This window comes from Streptomyces sp. NPDC020747 (assembly GCF_044334695.1).
Taxonomy (GTDB): Bacteria; Actinomycetota; Actinomycetes; order Streptomycetales; family Streptomycetaceae; genus Streptomyces.
The window spans coordinates 357,123-373,381 of sequence record NZ_JBIRTJ010000005.1; the positions used below are offsets into that span (position 1 = coordinate 357,123).

Annotated in this window: 10 protein-coding genes; 4 read left to right on the forward strand and 6 right to left on the reverse strand. The window is 68.5% G+C overall.

What is annotated here, in order from left to right:
• The first annotated feature begins 166 nt into the window (after nt 1–166).
• Together ACH4YP_RS16760 and ACH4YP_RS16765 are read left to right on the forward strand one after the other, a co-directional pair.
• Entirely contained in the window at nt 167–6,937 is a 6,771-nt protein-coding gene (locus ACH4YP_RS16760) for a polymorphic toxin-type HINT domain-containing protein (RefSeq protein ID WP_398490990.1), read from the forward strand.
• Complete coding sequence (locus tag ACH4YP_RS16765) at nt 6,906–7,394, forward strand: hypothetical protein (RefSeq protein ID WP_398490991.1); 489 nt, start codon at nt 6,906–6,908, stop codon at nt 7,392–7,394. The genes ACH4YP_RS16760 and ACH4YP_RS16765 overlap by 32 nt, the downstream gene beginning before the upstream one ends.
• An 86-nt stretch (nt 7,395–7,480) precedes the next feature.
• Here ACH4YP_RS16765 and ACH4YP_RS16770 read toward each other — a convergent pair whose 3' ends face one another.
• The 6 genes from ACH4YP_RS16770 to ACH4YP_RS16795 form a co-directional block, all read right to left on the reverse strand.
• Complete coding sequence (locus ACH4YP_RS16770) at nt 7,481–8,761, reverse strand: tyrosine-type recombinase/integrase (RefSeq protein ID WP_398490992.1); 1,281 nt, start codon at nt 8,759–8,761, stop codon at nt 7,481–7,483.
• Entirely contained in the window at nt 8,761–8,985 is a 225-nt protein-coding gene (locus ACH4YP_RS16775; RefSeq protein WP_398490993.1) for a helix-turn-helix domain-containing protein, read from the reverse strand. The genes ACH4YP_RS16770 and ACH4YP_RS16775 overlap by 1 nt, the downstream gene beginning before the upstream one ends.
• Nucleotides 8,985–10,430 carry a replication initiator gene (locus tag ACH4YP_RS16780; protein WP_398490994.1) on the reverse strand — a complete coding sequence of 482 codons (1,446 nt, stop codon included), beginning with the start codon at nt 10,428–10,430 and terminating at the stop codon, nt 8,985–8,987. Before ACH4YP_RS16780 ends, ACH4YP_RS16775 begins: the two co-directional genes overlap by 1 nt.
• 150 nt (nt 10,431–10,580) lie before the next feature.
• Entirely contained in the window at nt 10,581–11,279 is a 699-nt protein-coding gene (locus tag ACH4YP_RS16785; protein WP_398490995.1) for a DUF2637 domain-containing protein, read from the reverse strand.
• A gap of 137 nt (nt 11,280–11,416) precedes the next feature.
• Nucleotides 11,417–12,724, reverse strand: coding sequence for an FtsK/SpoIIIE domain-containing protein (locus ACH4YP_RS16790; protein WP_398490996.1), 1,308 nt, complete (start codon nt 12,722–12,724; stop codon nt 11,417–11,419).
• 186 nt (nt 12,725–12,910) lie between these two features.
• Nucleotides 12,911–13,264 carry a hypothetical protein gene (locus tag ACH4YP_RS16795; protein ID WP_398490997.1) on the reverse strand — a complete coding sequence of 118 codons (354 nt, stop codon included), beginning with the start codon at nt 13,262–13,264 and terminating at the stop codon, nt 12,911–12,913.
• Between the two features lie 164 nt (nt 13,265–13,428).
• Here ACH4YP_RS16795 and ACH4YP_RS16800 point away from each other — a divergent pair, with 164 nt between their 5' ends.
• Both ACH4YP_RS16800 and ACH4YP_RS16805 read left to right on the forward strand, forming a co-directional pair.
• Nucleotides 13,429–14,322 carry a GntR family transcriptional regulator gene (locus ACH4YP_RS16800; RefSeq protein ID WP_398490998.1) on the forward strand — a complete coding sequence of 298 codons (894 nt, stop codon included), beginning with the start codon at nt 13,429–13,431 and terminating at the stop codon, nt 14,320–14,322.
• A gap of 573 nt (nt 14,323–14,895) precedes the next feature.
• The gene (locus tag ACH4YP_RS16805; RefSeq protein ID WP_398490999.1) at nt 14,896–16,143 is read left to right on the forward strand and encodes a helix-turn-helix domain-containing protein; all 1,248 of its coding nucleotides are present in this window, start codon (nt 14,896–14,898) and stop codon (nt 16,141–16,143) included.
• Nucleotides 16,144–16,259 lie beyond the last annotated feature (116 nt).

Here is a 16,259-nt window from a genome sequence, read left to right on the forward strand (position 1 = left end):
GGCTATGGCCCAGCGCCCCGTTCCCGTCCCAAGAACCGCGCGTGCCCGACGTCGTGGCCGCGCATACCCTTCCAAGAGGAAAGATCCATAAATGCACGGAATAAGACGGCCACGCCGCCCCGTGAAACTACTGCGGCGCAGGATCGCGCTAGGTGTTTCAACAGTCATGGTGGCCACGCTGATTCAGGCGGTCGCCTTCGCGCCGGCTGCCGACGCTGCAGGCAAGGGCCGCCCCGGGGTCACCGACCCCGACAAGCCCGTCGCGGGCAAGAGCCTCGCCAATGCGGAGCCGCGCAGGGTCCAAAAGGGTCCGCGGACTCCGCAGAAGGCTCCGAAGGCCACCTGGCCCGAGGCAGACGCCGCGGTGGTCACGCTCGCCGAACCGACTTCCAAGGCGAGCAGCCCGGTTCGGGCCGAGGGACTCCCGCTCCGGCTCAACACCCCGTCGACGAAGCAGGCCAAGAAGCCGCTCGATGGCAAGGTCACCACCCGCGTCCTGTCGCAGAAGGCCGCGAAGAAGGCCGGTGTCGACGGGCTGCTGTTCACCCTTGAGCCCCGGTCCGCCAAGGACGCGGGCACGGTTGGTACGAGCGTGGACTACGCGGACTTCGCCGAGGCGTACGGCGGTGGCTACGGCGGGCGTCTGACCCTGGTCGAACTGCCCGCCTGTGCGCTGACGACGCCGGACAAGGCCACGTGCCGTACCGCGACGCCGGTCGCGACGGACAACGACACCGAGAAGAAGACTCTGACGGCCCGGTCGGTTTCGCTCGATGCGGGTGCACCGACCGTGCTGGCCGCGGTCGCCGGTGACGACGCCAAGTCCGGTGACTACAAGGCCACGCCCCTGTCCCCCTCGGCAGCCTGGACCACGGACCTCAACACCGGTGACTTCGGCTGGTCGTACGACATCCCGGTGCCCGAGGTACCCGGTGAGATGGCGCCCAAGCTGGGCTTGTCGTACTCCTCGGGGAGCATCGACGGCCGCACCGGCAACACCAACAACCAGTCCTCCTGGGTCGGTGACGGCTTCGAGCTGTCGCCCGGTTTCATCGAGCGCCGCTACAAGCCGTGCGCGGACGACGGGCAGAAGGCCGAGGACGGCGTCAACAAGCCCGGCGACCTGTGCTGGGGCTACGACAACGCCTCCATCACCTTCAACGGCAAGGGCGGTGAGCTCGTCCCGACCGGCAAGGACGACGAGTTCAAGTTCCAGCAGGACGACGGCTCCCGCATCGCCCGCCTGAAGTCCACCGACCGTGGCAACGGCGACGCTGACGGCGAGTACTGGCGCCTCACCGACCCGCAGGGCAACCGCTACTACTTCGGCTACAACCGCCTGCCCGGCTGGGCCGATGGCAAGGAGACGACCGACTCGACCTGGAACATGCCGGTTTACGGCGATGACTCCGGCGAGCCGTGCCACGCCTCCTCGTTCGCCGACTCGTGGTGCCGACAGGCATGGCGGTGGAACCTCGACTACGCCGTCGACACGCACGGCAACGCGATGGCGTACTACTACGCCAAGGAGGACAACTCCTACGGGCGCAACCTCAAGGCGTCCGACGACACCCGCTACACCCGCGGCGGTTACCTCGACCGCGTCGAGTACGGCCTGAAGTCGTCCTCGATGTACGATACGAAGGCGCTGGCCAAGGTCGACTTCGCCAGCTCCGAGCGGTGCATCCCCAACGCGAGCACGGACTGCTCGTCGATCTCCAAGGACTCGTTCCACTGGTACGACACGCCGTGGGACCTGAACTGCGACGAGGCCAGTGAATGCGACAACGGCCGCCTCGCACCGTCGTTCTGGACGCGTAAGCGGCTGACCGGCATCAGCACCCAGGTCCTCAAGGACGGGGCGTACGGCAAGGTCGACTCCTGGAAGCTGTCCCACCGCTGGGGCCAGGCGGACGTCGACTACCAGCTGCTGCTGGACTCCATCCAGCGCACCGGCCACACCGCCACACCCGAGATCACGCTGCCGAAAACCACCTTCGCGTACACGCAACTGGCCAACCGGCTGGACAGGACGGGCGACGGCTACGCCCCGTTCATCAAGGCCCGCCTTTCCACGATCGCGGACGAGTACGGCGGCCAGACCGACGTCAACTACTCGGGCGAAGCGTGCAACGCCTCCTCGCTGCCCACCCCGCAGTCGAACACGACGCGCTGCTTCCCGCAGATGCTGGGCGGCTCGGACACCGAGGATCCCGAACGGCACTGGTTCAACAAGTACGTCGTCACCTCGGTGACCGCCACGGACCGCACCGGCGGCGCCCCGGACGCGGTGACCGCGTACGAGTACCTGGGCGACGCGGCCTGGCACTACGACGACGATGACGGCCTCACCAAGGAGAAGTACAAGACCTGGTCGCAGTGGCGCGGCTACGGCCACGTCCGGGTCAGGACCGGCGGCCAGGGCGGTGAGGAGGCCATGAAGTCGCAAGCCGACTCCTACTTCCTGCGCGGCATGAACGGCGACCGCAAGGACACCTCCGGCGGCACCAAGTCCGTCTCCGTCACCCTCGGCGCGGGCGAAGGAGACCCGATCACCGACCACGCGTCGGCGGCCGGATTCACCTACAAGACGGTCCAGTACTCCGGTCCCGGCGGCAAGGTCCTGAACAAGAGCGTCGAGCGGCCCTGGCACCACGAGACCGCGAAGAAGGTTCGTGACTGGGGCACGGTGACCGCGAACTTCACCGGCACCGCCGGCTCGAAGACCTACACGTCCCTGGACGACGGCGCCGGTGCCAACTGGCGTACGACCGCCGTCTCGACGGAGCACGACACCGTCGCGGGCCGGGTGACGAAGGTCAACGACGAGGGCGACACGTCCACCAAGGCGGACGACCGGTGCACCCGCACCACGTACGCCACCAACACCGACATGAACATCCTCACTCTGCCCTCGCGGGTGGAGACCGTCGCCGTCGACTGTGCGACCACGCCGGACCGTTCCAAGGACGGCATGGTCATCTCCGACGAGCGCACCGCGTACGACGGCGGCGCCTACGGCGCGGCTCCGACCGCGGGCGACAAGACGGCTTCGGCGACGCTGAAGAAGCACGACGGCACCAAGGCCACTTACCTGGAGTCGGCCGTTACGTACGACGGCTACGGCCGTGCCTTGAAGGTGACCGACCTCAAGGCCGACGTGACCGCGACCGAGGGAGCTGCCCCGGTCCGCTCCTCGCGCGACGACGGTCTGACCAACACCACCGTCTACAGCCCGGTCACCGGGTTCCCGACCACCACGACCACGACCACCCCGCCGGCCAAGGCACTTGATGCCTCCTCGGCGCAGACCACGGTCACCACCCTCGACCCGCTGCGAGGCCTGCCGACCTCCCAGAAGGACACCAACAACAAGAGCAAGAACTTCACCTACGACGCGCTCGGCCGCGCCGACAAGGTCTGGCTCGCCAACCGCAGCACCAGCCAGACCCCGTCCTACGACTTCGACTACTTCGTCGAAGAGGGCAAGCCCGCCGCCATCCGCACCCAGACCCTCAACAACGAGGGTGGCCAGGTCGCGGCCTACACCCTGTACGACGGCCTCCTGCGTGAGCGCCAGGCCCAGGGCGTAGGACCCGACGGTGGGCGGTTGCTGGCCGACACGTTCTACGACGAACGCGGCCAGGTCGCCAAAACCTTCTCTTCCTACTACGCCGAAGGCGCCCCGAACCGGGAACTGTTCAAGCCCGCGGACGCCTTGAGCGTCGAGACCCAGACCCGTCACGCCTACGACGGTCTGGGCCGCGAGACCGAGTCGAAGCAGATCGCCGGGAACGGCGACGGCGGCAGCGTCCTCGCCACCACGAAGACCATCCACGGCGGCGACCGCACCACGGTCATCCCGCCGGTGGGCGGCACGGCGACGACCACTCTGACCGACGCCCGCGACCACGAGACCGAACTGCGCCAGCACCACACACGCAGTGCGAGCGCCGCGTTCGACACGACAAGCTACAAGTACACGCCGTCCGGAAAGCTCTCCGAGGTCACCGACCCGGCGAGCAACAAGTGGCTCTACGAGTACGACCAGCTCGGCCGCCAGACGAAGGCCACCGACCCGGACAAGGGAGTCACCAAGAGCACCTACGACGACCGCGACCGGCTCGCCACCACCGAAGACGCCCGCCACACGGTCCTGTTCCGCGCCTACGACCAGCTCGGCCGCCAGACCGAACTGCGCGAGACGAACGCCTCCGGCCCCCTGCGTGCCTCCTGGGCCTACGACACGGTCACCGGGGCGAAGGGCCAACTGGCCTCCTCCACCCGGTTTGTGGGCACGAACGAGTACACCACCAAGGTCACCCAGTACGACCCGCTGTACCGACCGATGCGTACCTCCGTCACGGTCCCGGCCTCGGAGGGCGCGCTGGCCGGTACCTACCAGACCGGCACCAGCTACAAGCCCTCCGGCCTGGTCGCGGGCGTGTCCTACTCGGCGGCGGGCTCGTTGCCGGGCGGCTCCTACTCCTATGGCTACGACGAGGCCCTGCGACCCGCGTCAATGCTGGGCGACGGGTTCCAGTCCGACACGACGCACTCGCTGACCGGCAAGCCGCTGCAGTACGCCTACGGCTCCACCGCGAGCGGAGCGAAGAAGTCCTGGGTCACCAACACCTACCAGTGGGGCACCCAGCGCCTGGCCACCTCCCGTGTCGACCGCCAGGACATCGCCGGAGTCGACCGGCTCAACACCTACCAGTACGACGAGGCGGGCAACATCCTGTCCGTCTCCGACGTGTCACGGGCCGGCACGGACACCCAGTGCTTCGGCTACGACTACCTGCGCCGTATGACCGAAGCATGGGCCGAAGGCGACACCACCTGTGCCGCCGGCCCCTCGGCCGACGCGGTCGGCGGTGTGGCGCCGTACTGGCACTCCTACACCTACGACAAGGTCGGCAACCGCAAGACCGAAACCCTTCACGACCTCACCGGCGACACCGCCAAGGAAACGAAGAGGACCTACACCTACCCGGCCGCCGGCACCAGCCAGCCGCACACGCTCAGCGAGGTCACCCAGTCCGGGCCCTCCGGCACCTCGAAGAGCAGCTACGACTACGACGACACCGGCAACACCACCGACCGTGTGATCGGCGGCGACACCCAGAAGCTGGAATGGGACGCCGAAGGCCACCTCGCCAAGGTCACCCAGCCCGTCGAGGGCAAGGCCGACGAGGTCACCTCGTACGTCTACGACACCGACGGCAGCCGCCTGATCGCCCGCGGCCCGGACTCCACCACCCTCTACCTCGACCAGGGCGAACTTGTCCTGGCCAAGGGAGCCACCAAGGCCAAGGCCACCCGCTACATCGGCCTGGGCAGCGGCAGCCAGGCCGTGCAGTCCGATGACGGCAGCATCTCCATCACCGTCGCCGACCACCTGGGTACCGGCCAACTCGCCATCAAGATCGGCGACTTGGGCCTGTCCCAGCGCCGCACACTGCCGTTCGGCGGAGAACGCGGTGACAGCACCGGCACCTGGCCCGGCACCAAGGGATACGTCGGCGGCACCGACGACACGGCCGCCACCGGCCTGACCCACCTCGGGGCCCGCGAATACGACGCCACCATCGGCCGGTTCATCTCCGTCGACCCGGTGATGGACCTCAACGATCCCCAGCAGATCAACGGCTACGCCTACAGCAACAACAGTCCGGTCACCTTCTCGGACCCCAGCGGCCTCTGCTACTTCTGCGCGATTGCCAAGATCGTCAAGGTCGTCAAAGCCGTCGTCAAGGCGTACAACACCTACAAGAGCATCGTCTCGTCGAAGCGGGGCGGCGGCAACGGCGGTACAACCAGTGGCGGATACGTCCAGAGCGCCGGGGGGAACAGCCGCGGCGTCAGCCATGTAACAACGGCCAGCGCGAAGGAGTCGGGCAACTGCGGATTCTTCGACGTCAAGTGCGGCTGGAACCAGCTGTGGAAGAGCGAGTGCAGCTTCTTCGACGTCAAGTGCGGTCTCAAGGAGAACGGCAGGGCGTGGAAGGACGCCGTCCTCCCTGACACCGACGCCTGGAAGGAATGCGGCAGCAATCCCGGGCTGTCGGAGGACTGCGCCAGCACGGCAGCGGACCTGCCGTGGTTCAAGCTCCTCAAGGCACTCAAACTCGTCAAGAAGACCGAGAAGGCTGCCGATGGAGTGCCTGGATGCAAGTGCTTCCTTGCCGGCACAGGCGTCCTCATGGCCGACGGCAGCACCAAGAACATCGAGGACATCGAACTCGGCGACAAGGTGCTCGCCACTGACCCGGAAACCGGCAAGACCAGTGAACGTGAAGTCACCGCGACCATCGTCACGGACGACGACAAGCAGTTCACCGACCTCACCATCTCGACACCGGACGGCCGGGAGCACCTGACCGCCACGCACGAGCACCCCTTCTGGTCCGTCTCCGAACACGAGTGGATCGAAGCCGGAAAGCTCAAGCCCGGCATGACTCTGCGCACGGACAACGGGCGCACAGTCAAGGTCACCGCCACCCGCCAGTACGAACAGCGCGCACGCACCTACAACCTCACCATTGAGGGCCTGCACACGTACTATGTGCTGGCGGGGGCTACTCCGGTCCTTGTTCACAATAGTAATTGCGACCTTCCCGAGGGGTATACGTCATCTCCGGCGCTTAAGGGAGATCCGTACCATCCGGATTCGGTTGCTGGTCGGAGTGCGCAGAATAGGGAACTCTACGCTGGAAGCGTCGGCGACAGGGCTGGTGGTCTTGGATACAGGACCAGAATTCCCGCACAAAAAGCCCCCTTCGACTCGCACGGGCAGGTGGTTTTCTCCAATGGCAAGAACTACATCACGCCCGATGTTGACGGCCACAATGTGACGGGCGGTTGGAAGATGTTCAACCGCAGAGGGCAACGGATTGGTACCTATGACCCAGATCTCAACTACCTCAAGGAGTAACGGCTTCGCGATTGAGGTGGTCGATAGTGCCGCCTCGGAGGATGTGCAGGGTGCGTCCTCCGAGGCGGTGGGCAGGATCACGGTCGGGGAGTTTGCGGAAACGTTCCGCATGGATCTGAGCTTCTGGAGCGTGAGCGACTATCGCCGGAGTTGGAAGCGTGCATTGCAAGTGCTCGCAGACGATGAGGCTGCAATCTCGTGTCTGATCTCCTCAATCACCGACCCGGAAAACAGCAACTTCGTATTCTGCTGGCCGCTCTATCGCAGCGGAGAAGATGTCTACGTGCAAAACTCGGTCGTATTTCTGGACGAGCTGGACAGCAGATTTGACGCCGAAGAACCCTGGCATTTCATGCGTCCGCGCTGCACGATCGACGATGACGGGAATCGCATCTCTGAATGGTCAACCGGAATGACCGAGCTGAGGCTATTCCTTGGGTCGGGCAGGGAAGAATAAGGCCCACGTCGTTGCGCCAAAGAAGCCCCACCGGAGGTTCCCGGTGGGGCTTCTTTGGCGATTTGACGGCAACGGTGACGGCAACGTCAGCGGACGACGGCTGCGGTGGGCGGGTCGTCCGGGGCGTCGATCGGGCCGAGGATGCTGCCGAGGGTGTCGATGGCCTGGCGTTGGAGGCGGAGGCGTACGTGGGCGTAGACGCCGGCGGTGACGCCGATGTGGGCGTGGCCGAGGAGTTCTTTGATGACGACGAGGTCGACGCCTTGTTCCAGGAGCAGGGTGGCGGTCGAGTGCCGGAGGTCGTGGAAGCGGATCGTCCGGAGTCCTACGCCGTGGAGGAGGCGGCGAAAGCGGCGGGTGAGGTTGGTGGGGTCGAGCGGCCTGCCCTTCGGGGTGGTGAAGACGAGCCCGTTGTCTGTCCAGCTCGTTCCGGCTGTCTGGCGCTCTTCGTCCTGCCGTTCCTGGTGGATCTTGAGGGAGCTGATGCATTCGGTGGGGAGGGCGATGCGCCGCTCGGAGGCCAGGGTCTTGGTGTTCAGGACGGTCAGCCCCTGGCTGCGGGTGCGCTGGAGGGACCGGTGGATGGTGGCGGTGCCGCCGTCGAGGTCGAGGTCTTCCCAGTGGAGGCCGAGGAGTTCGCCTTTGCGGAGTCCGGTGCGCAGAGCGAGTTCGTACAGGGCGTGTAGCCGGTCGCCGTTGGCCGCATGGAGGAGTTGCCGGGCTTCGGCGGCAGTGAGGGGCTGGAAACGCCTGGGGCGGGGCGCGGCCGTCTTGACGTTCCGGGCGACGTTGCGCGGAAGTTCATCCTCGCGGACGGCATGTTCCAGGGCGGACTTGAGCACGGCGTGGACGTACGTCACGGTCAGCGGCGAGAGCCGCTTTCCGCAGCACTGGCCGATGGCGCAGCAGGATCGCCGGACGGAGTCCCGTTTCTGGGCGCAGCACTGGCAGGTGGTGCGGAGTCCGTCGAGGAAGGCGCGGACGTCGCGGGTGGTGAGCCGGGCGACCTTCTTGGCACCGAGGCCGGGATTGAGGTGGAGACGGATGGAGGCCGCGTAGCGGTTGTGGGTGTTCTCCCGCAGGTGGTGAACGGCGACGCCGTCCAGCCAGTACGCGAGATAGGCGCTCACGGTGCTGTCGGCTGCCGCGACGGGGAGACCGCGGTTGCTGGCGGCGATCTTCTCGGTGAGCTTGGCCAGGGCGTCTTTGCGGGTGATGCCGTAGACGCGGACGCGTTTGCGGGTGTTGCCGGGGGCGAGGACGTATCCGGCGGCTTCCCAACGCCCGTCCTTGCGCTGGTAGACGGTCCCGTCGCCGTTCGCACGGGTGCGGGAGCGGCGGGGCGAAGCGGGGCGGGTTGTGGTCATCAGGCGGCTTCCTGTTCGAGGCGGGTGCGGATGAAGTCGGTGAGGGCGTGGGTGGGGATGCGGCGGGCGCGGCCGAGGGTGATCGAGGCGAGTTGGCCGGAGCGGAGGAGGTCGTAGACGGCGGAGCGGCCGAGCTGGAGGCGGGCCATCACCTGGGGCACCGTGAGCAGATCCAGCGCCGGTGCCGTCTGCGCGTGGAGGACGGCGAGCGGGGGCGAGGCCATCAGCAGCCCCCTTCGGCCGCGAACTGCCGTTCCAGTTCCTTGCGATGCCGGACGTGGGCGGCGAGGAGTGCGGCGCCGGGGCTGTAGCCCGAGCCGAGGTAGTCCCAGTGGCCGACGACGAGAGTGGTGGTCGGGTCGAGGTCGGGCAGGTCGGCGTGGGCGCGGGCCTGTTCGGTGCGCCAGGCGCGGCGGGCCTCGCGCAGCGCGCCGAGGGTGGTGGAGTATCGGCGGGACTTGGTGGAGAAGTGGCCCCGGAAGCCGAGTATGTGGGCCCACTTCCGGAGCTTGAGGTGGGCGAACTCCGGCAGGCTGCCCAGGTCCCAGCAGGTGCGAATCATCTGCCGCACATGGCGTGCGACGGGGAGCCGGGTCAGCGGCCGGGCCTGCCCGGTCCCGTCACAGGCGGTGCACGGGAGTGGCGTCCCGTGGGGCAGGAGGGTGGCGCCGCGTCCCTGGCAGGGGCGGCAGAGGAGGGTGTGGTCGAGGGTGCCGGAGGCGTCGGCGGATTTGGTGGCGTACTTCGCCACGTAGGCGGCCACGGCCTGGTCGGTGAATTCGGCGTCAGTGCCGAAGGCCGCGATCTCGCGCACGTCGAGTTGTTCGCCCCAGCCGAGTTCACGTTCCCCGACCGCATCCGACTCGACCGTGACGCGGACCCGTGCGGCGGCGGCGCGGGCGGCCTTGGTGAGTACGGCGACGGTGGCGTACGGCGGCGGGGACGTGGTGTTGCCGTCGGGGCCGTCGAGTCGGATGACGGCGTGGAAGTGGACCAGGCCGCGCTGCTGGTACTCGGCGACCTTCGCGAAAGACACCCGCAGGACCGCGTGGGCAGCCTTCTGGGTCATGCCGAGGCCGGCGGCGATCTCGCGGCGCAGGTAGGTGGTGAAGCGGGCCCACAGGGCGGAGGCGTGGGCGTTGAACAGAACCGCGCCCTCGTAGTCGTACGTCGCCGGATTCAGCGGCGTCCCGAGCAGAGCGTCCGTAGGTTCGTGGAGCTTGCGGCAGCGGCAACGCCGGATACCACCGCCGGGGGTGGTGGGGCGGTTGTGGACGGGGCCGAAGGACGGCGGGGTGAGGGTGGCGAAGACGCGGGGGTGGGTGCGGACGGTGTCGGGCACGGTCTTGCCGCCGGACAGGCCGGCGCGGATGAGCTGGTAGGTGTCTGCGGCGTAGATGCGGGAGCAGGCCGGGCAGCGCGAGGCGCGGCGGTTGCCGCACGTGGTGAGCAGACTGCCCGTGGGTTCCTCGGATGTGGTGTAGGAGCGCAGCACCTCACCTGTTGCGGTGTCGACGGTGGCGGTGCGGCCGATCAGACGTACGGGTCCGGTGCAGCCGCCGAGGCGCTCGATCTGCTGCTGTGCGCGGTCGAAGTCGGGGTGGTTGACGAGGTGGAGCAGGTCCCGCACGGCGGGGCTTGCCACGTGGTGCAGGTCCAGGGTGACCATTCGGGGCGTGTCCCTTCTGTTCGGGTGGGTGGCCCCGAGCAGCAACCAGCCGGATCTGTAGGCGTGTTGGTGCTGCTCGGGGCAGGGCGAACCAGACCCGTTGGCGGGCGTGGGTTCAGAGAGGGGGATTTGCCCGGGGGCGGCCGGGGCTCAGAGCTGAGCGAGTGCGGCGGTGGCCACCGGCAGGGCGACGCCCATGCGCGTGCCCAGGTGGGCGGCGGTGATGGGCGTTCCGTGCTCGGCGCGGTGGGTGTCCGCGATGCGCCGGGCTGAGTCGATCAGGGCGGCTGGCAGGGCCGGGCCGGAGGCGGGCCGAGTCGTATTGGCGACGGCGACAGGCAGATCGGCGGCCGGAGCCGGGGCGGGCGTCGGGGGATCGGGTGCGGGTGCGTCGTCGGGCACCGGTTCAGAGATGGGGGCGGCGGCCTCCAGGTGCGGGGTGGGGCGGGTGAGGGTGTGGAACTGGGCGAGGAAAGCGGGGCCGACGTGGCCCCAGCCCAGGAGCAGGAGCGGGGCGACGGTGTCCAGGCAGGCCCGGCCGTAGCGTCCGCTCAGCAGCGGTTCGGCAGTGTTCAGGGCGAGGGCGAGCAGGCCACACAGGTGCAGCAGTCGGGTACCGGCCTTCAACTCCGTCTCGGGGACGCCGCGCAGGGCGAGGAACCGCAGGGCGACCAGGAGCCCGACGACGGACAGGTCCACCATGGGAGCGATCAGTGGCGCTATCGGGTGGGGAACGCCGAGCCGCAGGGCTAGCGCCCAGACGTTGCCGAAGGAGAAGACGAAGGCCAGGGCCGCGATGACCGCCATGACCACGGTCACGGTGCGCCGGGTGAACCGTTCCTCCGCCATATCCTCAACCTCCTTCCTGGAATGGGCTTTTCGGGGCTACTTGGCGAGCGATGCAATGGCGTCGTCCGGCTCGTCATCGAGGATCGTGCGGCTGGTCGAGGCGAGGAGGGCGTCCAGGCACAGGGTGGGATCGGCGGTCAGATGGGAAGTGTCCTCGGCGACGCGGGCGCGTCGGAGTCCGAGACGTAGGGGGTGCGGATGCGGGTGTAGCCGGGGCGGCCCTGCATCGCCATCACAGCGACGCCGACGTAGGCGGGGTCCTGCAAGGTGACCGGGCTGGCGTCGGGCCAGTTGCGGATGTCGTCACCCAGCGCAGCCACCGCGGCTTCCACGGTCTTCTGTGCGAAGGACAGCCCGATGGGGCACACGTCGCGGATGAAGGTCGGGAGGGCGTCACCGGTGGTCTTCTGGCTGATCAGGATCACCAGGATGCCGACGCTGCGGCCCTTCTTGACCAAGTCCTCCACCAGCCGGGCATTCTCCGCCGTCAGCGCGCCCAAACGTTTCGTCTCGGCGTCGCTGCCCTTGTACTCGCGGAAGAACGTGTGCGCCTCGTCGATGATCAGGACCGTGAGCGGCCACTGCGGCGAGGGGCCGACGTGCCACATGTTCTTCACGCCCAGCACGTCACGGATGGTCGAGGACCGGCGTCGACGCAGCTCCACCAGCCGCTTGAACAGCGCGTTGGCTTCGTCAAGGTCGTCCCCGCAGAACGCGAACATTCGCTTGACCAGGTCGGCGTAGTCGCCCTCCGAGGCCCGTGACACCTTGCCGTCCGCACCCGCGATCTGCACGGCCGCCGAGGGTGCGAAGTCGCAGACGAACTTGTTGACGGTCGAGGTCTTGCCCGAGCCGGGGGTGCCGGCCACGGTCACGCCGGGCACGTTGGCCAAGGACACGCACACCTTGGCGGCGTACTCGTCCACGCCCAGCTCCCAACGTGTCAGGTCCGTGGGCGGGCGGCCGGTGGGCCGATGCCCGGTCGACGTGGTCAGCGGGTCGGAGCGCACGCCCCGGATCACCACCTTGCCGGGGCCGTCCGGCAGCACGGACACCCGCGTGCACCGCCAGGCATCAGCCAGGAACCGCGCCGCCTTCTGGTACTCCTCCAGCCCGACCTGCGGCAGCGTCCTGGCCCGCACGATCACGCCGAACCGGTCCGGCGTCACCTTGATCCGGGGAGTGAGCACCCGAGGTGCGGGGGCGGGGCCGTCTTTGGCCGCGGTGATCTGCGCGAGCAGGCCCGGGGTCTTATCGGTGACAGTCAACCCGGCCATCCGCGCGAGCCGTACCCAGCCCCACCGCACCCGGACGGCCTGCCGCATGCTCACCCGCGTGCCCCGGTCGGCACGCACGTAGCGCACCACCGTCACAATCAGCCACATGACGACCAGCACGGTCGCGACCAGCAGCGCGTACGGCGCGTATTTCGTTACGGCGTCCATGTCAGGCCCCCTCTTCGTGTATCAGGCGGAGCATGTGGCCCAGGTCCAGGCGGGTCGCGTGCTCCGGGCTCAGGCCGAGCAGATCGAGCACCGCAGAGGAGACGGAGAACGTGGCTTTGCCTTCGGTCCCCGGCAGGGGCCGGAGTGGGTACAACTCCCGCTCCGGGGCAGGGCTTTCGCGGCGGATCACTGTGCCGCCTCCACCGTCGCCAGCTCCAGGCGGGCGGCCCGGTAGGCGACGCCATCGGAAAGCTGCCCGTTGAAGATCCGCGCCCACGGGGTCGCGAACAGGTCCACCGGCCGCACCATCGCGCCCGGCTTGAGCCCGGCCGCCAAGCCCGTCTCCGGGACCGTGATCTTCAGGACTTCGGCCCGGCCGTCCTCCATGAGCATCACGGTCACCGTGTAGAGCGACGCGCCGGTCTCCCGGTCGGTGGCGACCTCCCCGGTCTGCTGGTCCTTGATCTTCAGTACCGGCTCGGTGCCTGCGATGCAGACCGCCGACGGCAGCAGGGCAACACGGATACGGGTCATGGCCATGCCATCACATCCTCGTTCGATGGAGCCGCTTGATCGACTCGCCATGACCATAGCGGCACACTCGCTACACCCGCAACGCTCGATTCGTATCGCTACAGCGATATGGCTAGAACGCCGAGGACGCCCGGGTGTGCCGTGAGTGCTGGCCCCGCTACCCTCGTGCCATGAAGCTGCCCCTGGGAGAGGACCCCCGGCCGCCATACGTCCAGGCCGCCGACGTCCTGCGCGCCGCCATCCACGACGGCGAGCTGCGCCCAGGCGAGCGGCTCCCCGCCGCGCGCGAGCTGCAAAAGCGCTTCGGCATCGCCAGCTCCACGGTCCAAAACGCCCTGCGGCTGCTCAAGGAGGAGGGGCTGATCTACTCGGTCCTGGGCCGGGGCAGCTACGTCCGAGCGCCGAAGCCGATGGCACCCGCCGAAGCGAAGGCAGACGCCGTCGAGGAAAACAAGGTCGATCCTGGCGAGTCCGATCCTGAGTACATCGGTCTCGGCGACCTCCGACGTGGTTGGCAGGCCGCCGACAGTCCTGCCGACGATCCGCGCCCCCCGTACGTGCGGACTGCGGACGAACTCCGCAAGCAGATCCAGGACGGCCGACTTGCGCCGGGCGCCAAGCTTCCGTCCGCCCGCGACCTGCAAGCTCAGTACGGCATCGCCAACTCCACCGCGCAGAACGCCCTGCGGGTCCTCAAGGAGGAGGGGCTGATCTATTCCGTGCAGGGCCGGGGCGTCTTCGTTCGCCAGCTCAGCCCGCGCGATCAGTTCCTCAAGCGCTACAACGAGGGGTTGGAGGAAATGGCGGCTCAGCGCCGTGCGGACGAGGAAGCGGTGCGGCTCAGCGGAAAGAGCGACGACGAAGTGGCCGCCGAACTCGCCGCCGCCGAGGAACGATTCACCAAGGCCAGCACCGAGTTCGAAGCCGCCACCGCCCACCGTGATGCCATGCGCGCCGTCATGGAGCAACGCAAGCGTCTCAGCGGCAACTACACGCCAGAAGAGACCGCCGCCAAGGCCCAGCGCCTGCACGACCGGCTGAACGAAGGCAGACGCCGACGCTGAACCGACCGCACGCGGTAGAGCGGCAGGACACGAGGCACCCAAGGCGAGCTGTTCAGAGTTTCTTTACTTGATCAAGGCGGCCCGCTGACGCGGCCCGCGCGCGTCCGGCCCCCCGGGGCCGCCGCCCGCTCCTGTCTCCGCCCCGCTGGCGTCGGCCCCGCCGGTCCGGGCGCGCAACAGCCAGCACAGCGAACCATCCTGGGGCCCTGCCCCAGACCCCGGCCCTCTCTCTGAGGGGCAGGGGGCCGACTTACGGGTGCGGCTTCGTCGTGGTGTGGGGTCGAGGTCGCGGGAGGGGGTCCCTCGCCGCCCGGTCACCGGAGGCGTACCAGGAACCCCCGGGGGCCGCCAAGGCCGAGCGCACGCGTCACGAAGTGAGCCTTGGCGGCCCCCGGGGAACCCTGGCACGGCGAAGCTGCCCGACCGACGAGGGACCCCCTCCCGCTCAGGCCCCGATCCTGCCGGAGTTCCGGCCGGCCACGTGGTGGGCCACCCCTGTGGGTGGGTGTCTGCCGGATCGCCCCCGGCTGATGTGCCGGCCGGGCGTACCGTGGAGTGGGAGGTGGTGAGTTGATGACTACGGAGCTGGCCGACAACGTCCGCAGGTACCGGCGTCGCGCGGGGATGAGCCAGGAGGAACTGGCCCACGCCGCAGGCGTATCGCCGGGCACGGTACGCAAGGCCGAGCAGGGCGGCACTCTCCGCATGGAGACCCTGCATACGCTCGCCCGCGCACTGGGCGTGACCACGGCCGCGCTGATGGCCTCGGATGCCCCGGAGCCCGTCGGGCGGACCGAGGAGCCGAACCGCGTCAACCTGATCCAGCTCCGCGCCGTCCTCACCCCGGCTGTCGGGCTCGTGGAGCGGGACGCCGAGGCCGTGGTCGAGGAGCCTAACCTGCGCACCTTCCGGCGGACGCTGCAAGACGCACGGGTGCTGTACTTCTCCGACAGCTACAAGAGCGTCGCGGCTCAACTGCCGGTCCTGCTGCGTGATGCCGCACAGGCCGTCGCCTACTACGACAGCGGGGACGAGCACCGGCAGGCCCTGCTGGCCCGCTCCGAGGCGCTGCGTCTGGCCGGCACCTACCTCACCCAGGTGCGGCAGTACGACATCGCGTACGCCGCACTGCGCGGCGCCATCATGGATGCCCGTCAGGCCGGAGACATGCTTGCGGCAGGCTCCGGGGTTGGCGGCATGTGCTGGCTGCTGGTGCGCCAGGGCCGCTTGGACGAGGCGGAACAGGTCGCCGCCCGGAGCATGGACGCGGTGGAACCGAAGATCACCGGGGCCGAGCCGGACCACTACGCCGTGTGGGGCGGCCTGGCGATGGAGGCCGCCGCCGCAGCCGTGAGGAACAACCGTCCCGACGAGGCGAAGGAGTACCGTCAGGCCGCCCGGGTCGCGGCAACCGCTGTCGGGACGGCACATCGCAACATCTCCCGGCACTGGTCCGTCTTCGGCCCGGTCACCGTCGCCGTCAAGGCACTCGAAGACTCCATGGTCATCGGTGACGCCCGCGCGGTGGTGCGCAAGGCAGGCGAGCAGGAGGAGTTGTCGCCCAAGGCGTGGAAGCGCCTGGGCAGGCCCAGCCCCAACGACGGAAACCGCTTCACCCTCGAAGTGGCGCGCGCCCACACCCGGACCGGCGACCTGTCCGCCGCCATGGACGAGTTGACCCGCGCCCGGGAAGCCGCCCCGCAGTGGCTGCGGCACCAGAACGGTGCCGCCGAGACCATGCAGGAGATCCTCGGCAAGCGCAAGCGCACCCTCACGACGGAAATGCGCGAAATGGCCGACTATCTGGGCGTCGTCGGATAGCTGCCACGCAGCGTGGCAGTTCGTGAGCCAAGAGTCGCGAACTGCCATGGCTCCTACCTGGGGTGACAGCCAGTCAGCGCCTACGGTCGGTGTGTCCACCATCAGTGACCCAGGCC